The sequence below is a fragment of the Arthrobacter sp. GQ119 genome (assembly GCF_059759125.1).
The window spans coordinates 87921-101328 of sequence record NZ_JCAXEA010000018.1; the positions used below are offsets into that span (position 1 = coordinate 87921).

Genomic DNA, 13408 nt, shown 5'->3' on the forward strand with positions numbered 1-13408 from the left:
TCTACGCGCGGATACACCGCGGGCGGCCAGTTCGCGGCCGCCGTTTTGGGGTTGGGGGCCTGGCTCCGGTACCCTAGTCAGGTTGGTGACGTGTCCGAGCGGCCGAAGGTGCAACACTCGAAATGTTGTTTGGTGTCAAAGCCAACGTGGGTTCAAATCCCACCGTCACCGCCAAGTAGAGAGACCCCGGTTCCCCTGTAAACAGAGGGAACCGGGGTCTTTTGCATTGGCGGGAAACTCTCCTGCGTCCAAGCGGCTATAGCCTTGCCCGGAGGTGACGGTTCCCGTCCGCTACATGGCGTCCGGCCTCTGGTCCCCCTTGTGGCCCCGCAGATTCTCCTGCACCTTGCCAAACAGATCCTTGATGGTGGATTCGGTGTTAGTCAGCATGTCCGGCTGGACATACACGTTTTGGGTCGGGTTAACGGTGTAATTCGTCTGCAGCCCTCCCGTGCCGTCCACACCTTCCAGGGCAAGCGTCACTCCGGTGTCCTTGCGGATGATGGCGCCGATGCGACCAAAAACCAGGGTGCCGTCGTCGGGCTGGAAGCTGACCGTCAGCCCTACATGGGTCCTGTTGAGGTCGGTGGCCACGACAGCCTTCTCATTGCCGGTCCCTGCGTAATCCATGACTTCTCCTTGCGTTAGAGAGCGACGTACGTCAGCAGTCTATGGGCGCCGGGTTACACCCGTACAGACGGCAGGTAACCGGTTTGGAGCCGCTTGGAGCCGGCGCAAAGACCCCAGCGGAAAGGCATTGAGCGGGCCCATTCCACGCGCTTCAATGAAGTCCGGACGTGTAATCGCGAGGAGGCAACAGTGGATCCGCAATGTGGCAGAAGCACCGATTACGAGTTCCGCACTGTATGGCGCGTGGCCGGGACCCCGGAGGAGGTGGCAGCCATTCTGGGCGACGCTTCCACACTTCCGCAGTGGTGGCCGTCGGTCTACCTGTCGGTGGAACCCATCCACGCGGGCAAGGAAGACGGCACCGGCGGCATGGTCAGGCTTCACACCAAGGGGTGGCTGCCCTACACCCTCCGCTGGACCCTGACCGTCACCACACCCATCACCAGCAGCGGCTTCAGCCTCCGGGCCACCGGGGACCTCAACGGCACGGGCCGCTGGCTTTTCGAACAGGACGGCCCGGAAACCGTCATCACGTATGACTGGCGTGTCAGGGCCAGCAAACCGCTGCTCCGCCGCCTGGGCTGGCTGCTGAAACCGGCGTTTGCGGTCAACCACCGCTGGGCCATGGCACGGGGGCAGGAAAGCCTCGCCTTGGAGCTGCGCCGCCGGCGGGGCTCCACGGACCAGCACACGGCGCCCACACCACCGCCGCCCACGTTCCCGCGGTCGGCGGGGCGTGGGCGGCGAGCCTAGTTACGCGGCCGGTGGTCTAGTTACTTGTATGGGTGATAATCCGCCGTTGGCAGGCTCTGGTTCCAAGCCCTGACAGCCGCCATCACCCCGCGAAAAGAGGGGGCCCGAACTCAATCTCCAAGGTTTTTGCAACCTATGACCTTGAAGATGGCTGGATTCTGCAGGACGCATAGGGACGGTCATGCATTCCCTGCCAGCGTATTGTCCAGCAAGGGCGGGAACGGACATGATAACCAAGCGGCAAAGCGATGATTCCTGATCCATCTGCGTCCAACTACGGGACCGCCGACGGTGCCATTCGCCAGACCGATCCGGCCGAGGACCTCTTCATTGATCCGCCGGTACGGTCGCAGCGCTTGCTGTTCGCCAGCGCGGAGGCGTACCCGTTCGTCAAGGTGGGCGGGCTGGCTGACGTCAGCGCTGCGCTGCCGAAGAGGTTGGCCGAGCTTGGCTTCAACGTCCGTCTGGTGATTCCGGCCTATCGAGGGCTCGGCGGCAGCCCGGTCCTCACCTTCGATGTGCCCTTTGGCCCGATCGCCGAGCGAGTCACAGTCCGTCGTCTCCCGCCCCTTGGCGAAGTGGAGGTGCTGACGCTGGACATTCCGGGGTGGTTCGACCGGGAGATCCCCTACAGCTACCAGGACGACGACGTCATGCCATTTGTGCTGTTCTCCAAGGCTGTCGCTGCGCTGGCAGCCCAGGAGGCGTGGCGTCCTCACATCATCCACTGCAACGACTGGCACTGCGGGCTCGTCGCCCAGGAAGCCCGGCAGGGACCCCACCGGCGGGCGCTGGAGCGCACCGGGATCGTCTTTACAATCCACAACATCGCCTACCAGGGGCGGGTCGGAGCCGCTACCGACCAGCTGATCGGACTACCCCCGGCGGGAAGCCTTCTCGAGCGGGGGATCGCCTTCGCAGATCGGGTCAACACCGTCAGTCCCCGCTACATGCAGGAGATCCTCACCCCTGCACTGGGCGCGGGGATGGACGGGTTGCTGCGCACTCGTGGCGAAAACGCACGCGGGATTCTCAACGGCGTCGATTACGAGGAGTTCAGTCCGGAAGTGGACCCGTGGATCGCCACGCGCTACGACGGCTCCTTCGATGCCGGCAAGCTTGCGAACAAGGCCGTCCTGCAGCAGATGAGCAACCTCGAGCGCGCACCGGACCGTCCGCTCTTCGGCATGGTCGCCCGGCTGGTGTCACAAAAGGGGATTGGCCTGTTGTCCTCCGCGCTGGAGCAGTTTGTGGCCCGGGGGGCCCAAGTGGTGGTGCTGGGCGAGGGGACACTCCGCTACCGACGTGCACTGCAGGCGGCTGCCCGGCGTTTCCCAGGCAGCGTGGCGTACCACCCCACATCTCGGGAGTCCCTGGCCCGGCAGATCTATGCAGGCTCGGACTTCTTCCTGGCGCCGTCTGTTTTCGAGCCCTGCGGACTGACGCCACTGATCGCTCTGCGTTACGGCACCATCCCGATCGTGCGTCGCACCGGAGGCCTTGCAGACACCATAAAGGATTACGCCGAGGATCCAACCGTGGGCCTGGGTTTCGTCTTCGTCCAACGCCGCGTAGCGTCAATGCTGTCAGCTGTTGACAACGCACTCTCTGTCTACAGGCGCCCGCCTGAATGGCATAGCCTTAAGTGCCGGGCGATGGGAGCGGACTTCTCCTGGCGGGCACCGGCACGCGAATACGTCGCCCTGTACGACGAGGCCGTGCGCTCGCGCCGCAGCCCGGACGTCATCTTGAGAGCAGCGCCGGCCAGCCTCCCGATGACCCGGTCGAGGACACGCCCGAGTCCGCTCCCCCTGGCGCTCGTCCACCACGCCAATCAGTATCTGATCACCGACGGCTACCATGACCGGGAAGGCCTGACCTCGCTGGTGACCGGGTATGCGGCGCTGCTGCGGCTACACGAGAAATTTCGCACTCCGATCAACCTCCACCTGTCCGGGACAATGGTCGAGGCGGCGGCGTGGCACCACCCTTGGTTCCTCGCCGACGTGCGGAGGCTGCGCGACGTCGGACTGCTCTCGCTCATCGGCGGAACCTACTCGGAAAACGTCCTCACCGCCTTCGACCCGGAGTTCAATCGACGACAGCTGCACGAGCTGTTCTGGCTATACCGGCGCCATCTGGGATGCACGCCGGACGATCTGGAGATTTGCTGGGTTCCCGAACGGGTTTGGGATACCGATCGCCTCGCTGGAGACCTGACAGACCCCACCCTGCCGAACGGCGGCTACCGTTACGTCCTGCTCGATGACCGGCTGCTGTATCCCACTGACAGTACCCGCGGAGGCAGTGACAGGGCGGACTTCGACGGTGCCGATCCGGCCAGCCCTCCTCCGGCCGACGCCCTCCGCCCCTACCGCATCGAGGGAGGCAACGGCCTGCAGGTTGTGCCGATGTCGACCCGGCTGCGCTACTGGGTTCCCCCAGATGACCGAAGCCACTGGCGCAGCCTGTCGCGCATGGCTGAACTCTCCACCGCCCCCGGTGATGACACCGTCCTGGTGTATGCGGACGACATGGAGAAGAGTGCCGGAGTAGGTCCGTGGCACCCCAGTGCCCTCGGACGGTACGAGGAGTTTCTGCGATGGCTGGCCACCCAGTCGAACCTCGTTCCGGTGGATCTGCCATCGTGGCTCGGCCAGCGCCGACGTGTCCCGGGCGTCCGCATGGTCGAACGCGGTACCTTCGTTGAGCTGGCTCAGGATTGGCATGCCGGAGAGGACTATTCGGGCTGGAGCCAGGACGAGGCCTGGCGCCCCTACCAGGAGCACCTTGCCCGAGCCCGCCGCGCCATAGCCGCCGCGGAACGCGCCGGTGCCGAGCCGCGGCTGACTGCGCTGGCTTGGAAACACCTGTTGGCTTCGGCATACGAGACGGCGTGGCACGACACGGACCAGCCGGAGCGACCTCCCGCCGCCTGGGCCAAGGCGGTGGCAAGCCATGCGCGCGCAGCCAGTGTGCTGGCTTCGGCTGCCCGATGGTTCGCCGGCTCCACCCGCGTGCTCGGGGCCGAACTGACCGACATTGACGATGACGGCACGGAGGAGCTGGTCCTGAGGAGCAAACACCTGTTCGCCGTGCTTTCGCCGGCATGCGGTGGGCGTCTGATCTATCTGGCATACCGCGGCCCGGACGGAGGCGTACTGGTTATCGGAAACCCCACCGACGACTGGAACTGCCAGGAGGAGTTGAACACCTACATGCATGTCCCGGCCAACCACCCCGGCGGGCTCGCCGACGGCGGGGGCATCAACGACCGACATGACGTTACGGTCCACTCCGCAGACGGGATGATCCGGGTGGAGTTGGAGAACGTGGAGGAGGACAGTCCGTTGCAGGGGCTGCGCAAACGGATCATTATCGACGATGTCAGCCCCGCACTGCTGGTGTCCTACGACGTGCCAACGGCAACAGCCGAAATTACCGTGGAGACCTGCCTGTCGCCGGACTACTACCGGCTGCTCCGCAATGGTACGGCAGATCTGCAGCGTCGCGGAGGACGGAACTGGCGGGGCGCCTGCAACCGCGAAGCGGGCGTGTGGATCGCTCTGGCCAGCGACGAGGATACAACCTGGTGCGACCCCGACAGGCCGGATCCAGGTCACGGCGTCCTCATCCGGATGCGCGCCCGGGAGCCGTCCTTCCACTTGCTTATCGGGGTCGGCGACATCGATGACGACATGGCCCGTATAGCCGTGCAGGCGGGCCGGGAACGACTCGCGGACCTGACTGCCCGCGACCTGATGGGAGGCCGGACGTGAGCGCCGGCACGGGCGCCGTCGCGGCCACATCTGCCGGTGACTCACGGACGGAGCGGATCGCGATCGCCGAGACGCTGCTCGTCTCGCCTCCACCGCTCGATGCCCTGCCACCGGGTCCGCCGCAGGTGCTCACACGTTCGGTCGTACACGCCTCCCGCAGCCGGCCGGTGGTCAGATGGACCATCACCCTCGACTCCGGCAGGCGGCCCTCGGCTCCGCTGGCGGTAATCGGCAAGGGCTACCGTGCGGGCGGCGGCGAGCAGGCGTGGCGGTTGCTGAGAAGCCTGCATGGGGCCGGCTTCGGCGGCCCCCCGTTCCGGGTTCCCGCGCCGTACGGCTTCGACCCGACCCGCCAGCTCCTGGCACAGGAGGAGGCGCCGAGCACGACGCTGCACTCGCTCCTGACCGGTGACCCGGGGCCGGCCGCACCCGAAGCCGGGCGGGCCGGGCGCTGGCTCGCCCGCCTGCACAATGTCAAGGACGTGGAAGTGCCGGACCTCAAAGTGGACTTCGAGCGGCTCAAACTCACCGAATACGCCGCGGCATTGGCCGGGATTCTGCCACAGACCGCCGTCCGACTGGGCGAGCTCACGGCGGGAACCTTGGAGGGGCTGGCCGGGGCTGGCGGCTCTCGGGTGCTGACCCACGGTGACTTCCAGCCCAAGAACATCCATCTGGACCGACACTGTGTCATGGTCATCGACTTTGACCGGGCAGCTTGGGCTCCCGCCGCGCGGGACCTCGGCCACTTCATCGGGCAGACCATCACCATGGGTGCCTCGCGGCATGGAACCCTGGAGGCCGCCGCGCCCTGGGTGGATGCCTTCCTGGACGGTTACTCCGACGGCGGCGGGGACGCCGGTGCCGTCCGCTCCGCCCCTGCATACGTAGCCCGAACCTTCGCCGAGGTCCTCTTCTACCGCCTCGTGGTCCGGCCGGTCAGGGACACCTCGTTCGTGCCTGGCTGGCTCGATGCCTGGGAGGCGGCCGTCGAGGCCGCGGCGGTGGGCGGGTACCGATGAGCCGATCGCGCACCACCCGGGACACTGGTCCCGACGCCGCGGCAAGGCGGCGCGCATCGGGCGCCTCCCCCATACCTGTCATGCCCGCCCGCATGATCCTGCGGACCTTCGGGCCCTTTCTGCGGCCCCAATGGCCGGGCTGCCTGCTGGCCGGACTGCTCGCCGTCGCCGGTACGGGTGTCGCGCTGCTCAAGCCATGGCCACTGAAATATCTCTTCGACGAAGTGCTGCTGCCCAGCGGCAATCCGACCGGTCAGGACGTTCAGTACATCCTCGTCCTCATCGTCGTGGCGCTGGCCGGCATCGCCGTCCTGGACTCCCTGGTCGGGGCCGCGCGGAGCTACGCCCTGACTGTGGTCGGCGAACGCGTGGCCGCAGCCATTCGTACACGGCTGTACGACCACCTGCAGCGGCTGCCCCTCCGCTACCACGAGCGGACGCCGACCGGTGAACTGACCACGCGCCTGACGGGGGACGTCGACAAAGTGCGAGCGCTGCTCACCGTGACGTTCGTCGACGCCTCGACGCACGTTCTCACGCTGGCGGGCATGGCGGGGGTGCTGCTGGTCCTGGACTGGCAGCTCAGCGTGGCGCTGCTTCTGGTGCTGCCCCTGCTCCTGCTCACGGTCGCCAGCTTCCGCGCCCGCATCCGGGCGGTGGAGGAGAGCTCCCGCGAGAGCGAGGGCGGCCTGGCGGCCGTGGCGCAGGAGGCGTTAGTGGCGATCAAGCTGGTCAAGGCCACCGGGCGGGAAGAGCACGAGTCCCGCCGCTTCCGGCGCCATTCCGATGCCTCGGTCGCGGCGGTACTCCGGTCGGCGCGCACGAGTGCCGCCTTCAGTGCCGCGGTGGACGCAGTGGTGGCCGTGGCCACCACTGGTCTCATCTGGCTCGGCGCCCAGCGCGTGCTGGAGGGTGCCCTCACCCCCGGCGACCTGGTGATTTTCACGTCGTACCTGCGTGACTTCTTCGGCCCCACCCGGGCATTGTCCAAACTGCCCGCCCAGCTGACCCGTGCCGGCGTCCGCGCCGCCCGCATCGCCGACACCCTCCGGCGCCGCCCGGACGTGCAGGACAAGCCAGGTGCGCTCGTCGCCGGCCCACCAAGGAACAGGCTGAGCCTCGACGGGGTGGGATTCGCTTACACCAAGGGCCAGCCCGTCCTGCGGGACGTGGACCTGACCGTGCCCGTGGGTAACACCCTCGCCATCGTTGGACCTACGGGCGCGGGGAAGTCGACGATCGCCGCCCTGCTGTGCCGGCTGGAAGACCCCACCAGCGGCCGAGTCCTCCTGGACGACGCGGACCTGCGCGATCTGACAGGCGAGAGCCTGCACACCCAGGTCGGGCTGGTCACGCAGGACGCGGTACTGTTCCGGGTGTCCGTGCGGGAGAATATCGCGTACGCCCGTCCTGGCGCCTCCGCGGACGAGATCGAGCACGCTGCCCGCGTAGCCCAGGCCCACGACTTTGTCCAGGCACTACCGGACGGGTACGAGACGATCCTCGCCGAGCGCGGGGCGACGTTGTCCGGAGGGCAGAGACAGCGGTTGGCACTGGCGCGTGCGGTCCTGCAGGGTTGCCCAGTCCTCGTGCTCGACGAGCCGACGACTGGGCTGGACGCCCGTTCCGAGGACGCCGTGCTCCGTGCACTGCGGCACGTCAGCTCGGGGCGGACCACGGTGATCATCACGCACCGAATGGCAGCCGCGATGTCCGCGGACGAGATCGTCGTACTTGAAGCAGGGCGGGTGGTGGAACGCGGTACCCACCACCAGCTCATCGCGGCGGGCGGACTCTATACCGAGATGTGCCTCATCCAAGGGATCATCGACTCCCGGGCGGCCCTGAAGGACAGCGCCGCCGACGGGCGCCAGGACCCGCCTCCTCTGGACGTTGAAGCCGACCAGCCCGCCACCCAGCAGGGGGAACCCCACCGCGACCGAGCCCAGTTTCCACCTGAAGCCCGACTCCGCCCGTAGTGCGCCGGCTCACCGACAACCCTTACTCCATTAAGGAGAACGCATGAACCGCATCCAGAGCCGTACCCGGAACCGCCTCCAGAACCGCCAGGTAAAGGAGCAGCAGAGCGAACGAGCCCAACGGGTCTGCGCCCCTGAGTTCCTCGACCGGTACGTCCGGCCGCACCTGGTCACAGAGCTCACGCCGCGCGGCGGGACGTGGACGACCAAGGTGATCCAACTGGACGGCAGCGGGGCAGCAACCGTGCAGATCGAACTCGACGGCGGGTCCCCCGTATTCGCCAAGCTGTTCCCCTTCGAGGACGGTCCTGAGGTCCACGCAAAGTTGCACGCCCTGCGCGCTGCCGGGCTCGGGGCCGGCTCCCGGTACCAGGCCGTAGAGCCGCTCGCGTGGTACGGGGAGGAGAATGTCCTGCTCTGCCGGGGAGCACCCGGTCAGCCGCTGTCGCAGCTGCTCGACGGGGACGGCAATGCCCTCGCCGAAGGCGCCGCCCGCGCCGGCACGTGGCTGGCCCACCTGCACGGACTGGACATTCGGGTCGGCGCCCCACGCTCTCTCCTGGCGACAGGAGAGTTGACGAGCCTGGCCAAGCGGCTGGCCAAGGTCGCCGTTGACCAGCCCGGCTACGTCGATCAGGCCCTGGGCATGCTCGATCGCCTGGACGCCCTCAGCCTGGATACCGTGGACGGCATCGTGGCCCAAAGCCACGGGCAATACCGGCCAATCCACGTCTTCCTGACCGATGACGTCGTGACGGTCATCGACCTGGACCGCAGCGCACCGGCCGACCCGGCCCGGGATGTCGCCGAGTTCCTGCACCGGTTGCGCCAGAGCATGCACTCGACCACCGGTGACATCAGGCGGGCCGACCGGCCATGCGATGCATTCCTCGCTGCCTACCGGGAAGCGACCGACGGGGACCGGTTGGTGAACCTCCGCTTCCACTGGGCACGTTACATCTTTCACAGCCTCAACCGAGAGTTCAAAAGCGGGGATGCCGACTGGCGGAACGGTGGGAACGCCCTGTTCCGGCTCTATAGGGACGAGTTCGAGCGCGTCGCAGAGGGATGGGCAGGAGCATGATTTCGTCGGAAGGCATACTGCTGGATCGTGCCGGGCAGGAACTCCCACTGGCCGAGCTCGCCAGCCTGTGGCCACTCGGTGGCTGGACCTCTGTCACCCCCGTACCAGGGGGCAAGAACGAGCACCTACGGGTGGCCGCCGCGCACGGCACCCACTACCTGCGCCGCTCCTACCGGTCCAAGTCACGTGACGAGCTCACCGGCCAGTTGCACCTGATGCAACTGCTCCGGAACAGGGGGTTCCCGGCTCCGGAGGTGGTCCCAACCTGCAACGGCTCGGACCACGTAGAGATCGCGGGCAGGCTGTGGATCGCCACCCGAGGCGTCGAGGGGACGCCATTCGACGACGGCTCGCGGGAGCACGTGCGGGCACTGGGCCGGACAGTCGCCCAGTACCACCGGGTCATTGCTGACCAGCCCGCGCCGCCAGCCGAACCGCCCGTGCTCACGGAATTACGCAACCGAGGTGAACACGAGGTCGATCAGGCACTGCGGACCCGCACACTGCAGGTGGTCGAACATTTGACCGGGCTGCTGCCGGACCTGCCCCGGGTCGTCGTGCACGGCGGCGCACGGCGCGGCAGCCTCGTCTTCACCGGCGACCAGGTGGCGGGGGTCCTGGACTTCGACAGCGCCCACGCGGACGTCAGGGTCCTGGATCTCGCGGTTGCCGTTCACGACGTCAGCAAGGTCTACACCCGCGACGGGGAGGCCAACAACAAGGTGGCGCTCGACCTCGGCCGCGTCACCGAACTGCTCGTGGCCTACAGCGGGGAGGTGCGGCCCGCTGCAGCCGAGGTGGAGGCGCTCCCACTACTGCTGGAGGCCAAGCGGCTGAAGCGGGGCTTGGGGCGGCGTAGCCGCCTCCGGGACGGGGAGCCGCTGTCCGACAACGACCACGCGAAGATCCGTCAGGAGGACGACCGACTCGCCTGGCTGGACGAACACCGGGATGCTTTGGCGGCCGCCTGCCGCGGAGCTATGGGGGGAACATGTTCAGTTCCAGGATGCAACGAGACAGGTTTTTGGCGGGGCGGATAGCACTGCGGTCTCACGTGGCCCGGGTAGCGGGAGTGGATCCCGGCTCCCTTTATCCTGATTACTCGCCGCCGTGAGGGAGTTCTTGGCGACCAGCTGCTGCCCACGAAATCTTGAGTCCACGCCACCCTGATTGAACCGCAGCGCCGGTAAACGCGTCTACAAAGTACCACCGGTATGTCCCCATCTCTGCGGGAGCACGAGTTCCCAGATCCAATCCCGCATCAGGTGCAGCGCAAGGAGGCAGCGATGACGCTGGAACTGCAGTCTTTTGCATCGGCATTGCAGCTGGCCCTCGGACACCTCGGTGTTGTGCACATCGATGCGGAGGGAGTGGTATCTCTGCTTGTCCCGGCGGCAAGGGGTGCTGGTGAGACCAGGACGTTCACATTTCTGGAACCGCTGGAGGTAATCCATTCAAAAATCACCATCGACGTGGTCACCTGGCACTCAAGGTGGCCGGGCAAGTCCCGGGAGGACGCGGCCATGGCAGCCTTCAGCCTGCAGGTCCAGGAAGCAATGGAGACGGCGGAGGAATGGGTGACGACTTTGCGGCTGACACCAAGCGGAGTCGTGGCGGACCTGTAGTGCCGGCATGTCCATAGCGCCGATTGGTCCCGGCGCATCCGGCTAACGAGCTGCCGGTTCGGTTTCATCAGACTTGCCCCTCGCCAAACCTCCTCGCCCGGCCCGGAGGTCACAATCAGGGAATCAAATCCGCCACGCGGTCCTGCCTTCGTTGACTCCGGCGGCGCGGGCCGCAAAGTTAGACCCATGAGGCTTCAGCGAATCCCCACCGGACTGGCAGGCACGACGGCGGCTGCCGCACTGGCGCTCTTGCTCACAGCCTGCGGGCCGAGCCAACCCTCCGGCCAGACAAGCCCGGAGCAGACGACGGACCCGGGCGGCGCAAGCAGCAGCGCCAGCCCCCGGGCCGCCGAAACCTCGGATCCGCCGTCGTCCTCCTCTGCCGCCCCTACTTCCGTCCCGGCACCGTCCAAGCCAGCGCCGACTGGCGCGGCGGCAACGCCAGGTTCCACAGCCGCCGGCGCGCAGCTGTGCAAGGCGTCAGCGCTGAAGGCCAGCACGGATGCCACCGGCGGCGGCGCAGCCGGCAGCGTCTACATGCGGCTGATCCTGACCAACAGCGGCACCGCACCCTGCCACCTCAAGGGCTTCCCCGGCGTTTCGCTGACCAACGGAGCCGGCGGACAGCCGATCGGCGCACCGGCCAGTCGGGACGCGACAACACCGGTGAGCGACGTACTGCTGGCCCCCGGTCAGTCCGGCTCAGCAGTGCTGCGCTACACCCAGGCCCGCAACTACCCGGACTGCATCCTGGCCCAGGCGGCCGGCTTCCGGATCTACCCGCCCGAGGACACCGCATCCCTCTTCGTGGCCAGACCTTCGGACGCCTGCAGCAATGCCTCCATCGAACTCCTCAGCATCGGGGCGTTTCAGCGCAGTTAGCTCCGGTGTTCCTCCACCCCGATTCCATAAGTACACTTACGATTACTCGGAGGCCTTAGCCGCCTGGCAGTGCCTGCGGCGGGAGTGCTCCGCGATGTGGCTACGGTTGAAGGCAGGTTGATTTGCATGACGTCGCTCTGGTTGGACCGCACCGACACTTTCAGCGGAGATGACTTCCGCCAAGGCGCCGCCTACGACACTGTCGTCGTCGGAGCGGGCCTCACCGGGCTGGTCACCGCGCTCCTGCTTGCACGCTCGGGGAAAAGCGTCCTCGTGCTCGAAGCGAGGACGCCCGGGGCAGTAACTACCGGCAACACCACCGCGAAGGTCACCCTGCTGCAGGGAACCGTTCTCTCAGCGCTCAGTGCCCAATACTCCGCGAAAATGATCGATGCGTACGTGGCCGCCAACCGCGAGGGGCAGGCCTGGCTGCTGCGGTACCTCGAATCCAGCAACCTCCCGTACCAGGAGCGTGACGCTTACACCTATGCCGCCACGCCGCAGGGCGCCGATAGGCTGCGCAAGGAACTGGCCGTGGCTTTGGCCGCGGGGGTCGAGGTGGACTATGTGCGGAACCCCGGGCTCCCTTTCCCGGTCCACGGTGCGGTGCGGCTCCCCGGCCAGGCACAGATCAATCCCATGGATGCCATCCTTGCCCTGGCCCGGGACGTTCGTTCGCATGGCGGCAGCGTGGTCAGCGGCGTCCGGGTCCAGAAAGTAAGCGGTACCGGGCCGTCCACGGTTGAGACGGACCGCGGTACCGTTCGCGCCAACGAGGTCGTACTCGCCACCGGAACGCCCATCCTGAACCGTGGCCTGTATTTTGCCAAGCTCAAGCCCGGACGCTCCTATGCCGCGGCAATGGAACTGGCGGACTCCACTGCACCCCCGGACGGCATGTACCTGTCGGTGGAGCACCCCGTCCGGTCGCTGCGCGACTATCCTGCCGACGGCCGGCGCCTGTTGCTCGTAGGCGGCAACGGCCATCCCGTGGGACGGGCGGAATCGGAGCAGGCCCACCTGGACGAACTGCTGGCTTGGGCACACTCGCACTATCCCGGTGCCACGGTGACACACACTTGGTCCGCCCAGGACTACCAGTCCGTCAACCTCATGCCCTTCTTCGGCAAACTCCCCCGCGGGCGCGGCCGGATCTTCTTCGCCACCGGGTACAACAAGTGGGGAATGACCAATGCCGTTGCGGCGTCCCTGGGTATCGCCGCGGATATCCTCGGCGGCCAGCTGGAGTGGGCCAACACCATCCACCGCCGCGTCACGGCCCCTCCCGGGGCTGCGTCCGCTGTGTCGCTGAACGCCGGTGTGGCAGCCACCCTGGCAAAGGACTGGGCACGGGCCGGACTGCAGAAGCTGCCGCAGCAAGGCACCACCCCGCCTGCGGAGGGGACGGGGACCGTTGCACTCCGCGGGCGCAAGCCGGTCGCGACGTCCACCGTGAACGGGACGACGTGCTCCCTGTCAGCCGTCTGCACGCATCTCGGCGGCATAGTGCACTGGAACGACAACGAGAAATCCTGGGACTGCCCCCTGCACGGTTCCCGTTTCAGCAGCGACGGCACGTTGCTGGAAGGACCGGCCACGCACAACCTGCAGCCTGCGGCGGAATCAGGTCCGAAAGACAACAGCTGAAGCGACC

At 67.0% G+C, this 13408-nt stretch carries 10 protein-coding genes and 1 tRNA gene; 10 read left to right on the plus strand and 1 reads right to left on the minus strand.

The annotated features are described in order from the left end of the window. Positions 1-84: 84 nt before the first annotated feature. Positions 85-174 (plus strand) — tRNA-Ser (locus AC6CH3_RS16890). 117 nt (positions 175-291) lie between these two features. On the opposite strand, the gene AC6CH3_RS16895 is transcribed toward AC6CH3_RS16890, so the two are convergent. Next, positions 292-630 (minus strand): hypothetical protein, encoded by a 339-nt coding sequence (locus AC6CH3_RS16895; protein ID WP_498133505.1) that lies wholly within the window; start codon positions 628-630, stop codon positions 292-294. Between the two features lie 189 nt (positions 631-819). On the opposite strand from AC6CH3_RS16895, the gene AC6CH3_RS16900 reads away from it, so the two are divergent. From AC6CH3_RS16900 to AC6CH3_RS16940, 9 genes are all read left to right on the plus strand, one after another. Continuing rightward, positions 820-1383 (plus strand): SRPBCC family protein, encoded by a 564-nt coding sequence (locus AC6CH3_RS16900; RefSeq protein WP_498133506.1) that lies wholly within the window; start codon positions 820-822, stop codon positions 1381-1383. A 248-nt stretch (positions 1384-1631) separates the two neighbouring features. Continuing rightward, positions 1632-5162 carry a glycogen/starch synthase gene (locus tag AC6CH3_RS16905; RefSeq protein ID WP_498133507.1) on the plus strand — a complete coding sequence of 1177 codons (3531 nt, stop codon included), beginning with the start codon at positions 1632-1634 and terminating at the stop codon, positions 5160-5162. Next, positions 5159-6184 carry a phosphotransferase family protein gene (locus AC6CH3_RS16910; protein ID WP_498133508.1) on the plus strand — a complete coding sequence of 342 codons (1026 nt, stop codon included), beginning with the start codon at positions 5159-5161 and terminating at the stop codon, positions 6182-6184. Before AC6CH3_RS16905 ends, AC6CH3_RS16910 begins: the two co-directional genes overlap by 4 nt. Continuing rightward, positions 6181-8163: an ABC transporter ATP-binding protein gene (locus AC6CH3_RS16915; protein ID WP_498133509.1), complete on the plus strand. Its 1983-nt coding sequence runs from the start codon at positions 6181-6183 to the stop codon at positions 8161-8163. Before AC6CH3_RS16910 ends, AC6CH3_RS16915 begins: the two co-directional genes overlap by 4 nt. A gap of 43 nt (positions 8164-8206) precedes the next feature. Beyond that, entirely contained in the window at positions 8207-9247 is a 1041-nt protein-coding gene (locus AC6CH3_RS16920; RefSeq protein WP_498133510.1) for a phosphotransferase, read from the plus strand. Next, positions 9244-10287 carry a phosphotransferase enzyme family protein gene (locus AC6CH3_RS16925; protein ID WP_498133511.1) on the plus strand — a complete coding sequence of 348 codons (1044 nt, stop codon included), beginning with the start codon at positions 9244-9246 and terminating at the stop codon, positions 10285-10287. The genes AC6CH3_RS16920 and AC6CH3_RS16925 overlap by 4 nt, the downstream gene beginning before the upstream one ends. A gap of 246 nt (positions 10288-10533) precedes the next feature. Further along, a complete protein-coding gene (locus AC6CH3_RS16930; RefSeq protein ID WP_498133512.1) occupies positions 10534-10872 on the plus strand; it encodes a hypothetical protein in 339 nt (112 codons plus the stop codon). 186 nt (positions 10873-11058) lie between these two features. Then, positions 11059-11754, plus strand: coding sequence for a DUF4232 domain-containing protein (locus AC6CH3_RS16935; RefSeq protein ID WP_498133513.1), 696 nt, complete (start codon positions 11059-11061; stop codon positions 11752-11754). 126 nt (positions 11755-11880) lie between these two features. Further along, on the plus strand, positions 11881-13401 hold the full coding sequence (locus tag AC6CH3_RS16940; RefSeq protein WP_498133514.1) for an FAD-dependent oxidoreductase: 1521 nt from the start codon (positions 11881-11883) through the stop codon (positions 13399-13401). Positions 13402-13408 lie beyond the last annotated feature (7 nt).

Bases quoted from the DNA above. Each gene is read 5' to 3' on its own strand.
- AC6CH3_RS16925 (WP_498133511.1), top strand. From the start codon at position 9,244: ATGATTTCGTCGGAAGGCATACTGCTGGATCGTGCCGGGCAGGAACTC.
- AC6CH3_RS16940 (WP_498133514.1), top strand. From the start codon at position 11,881: ATGACGTCGCTCTGGTTGGACCGCACCGACACTTTCAGCGGAGATGAC.
- AC6CH3_RS16905 (WP_498133507.1), top strand. From the start codon at position 1,632: ATGATTCCTGATCCATCTGCGTCCAACTACGGGACCGCCGACGGTGCC.
- AC6CH3_RS16930 (WP_498133512.1), top strand. From the start codon at position 10,534: ATGACGCTGGAACTGCAGTCTTTTGCATCGGCATTGCAGCTGGCCCTC.
- AC6CH3_RS16915 (WP_498133509.1), top strand. From the start codon at position 6,181: ATGAGCCGATCGCGCACCACCCGGGACACTGGTCCCGACGCCGCGGCA.
- AC6CH3_RS16920 (WP_498133510.1), top strand. From the start codon at position 8,207: ATGAACCGCATCCAGAGCCGTACCCGGAACCGCCTCCAGAACCGCCAG.
- AC6CH3_RS16895 (WP_498133505.1), bottom strand. From the start codon at position 630: ATGGATTACGCAGGGACCGGCAATGAGAAGGCTGTCGTGGCCACCGAC.
- AC6CH3_RS16935 (WP_498133513.1), top strand. From the start codon at position 11,059: ATGAGGCTTCAGCGAATCCCCACCGGACTGGCAGGCACGACGGCGGCT.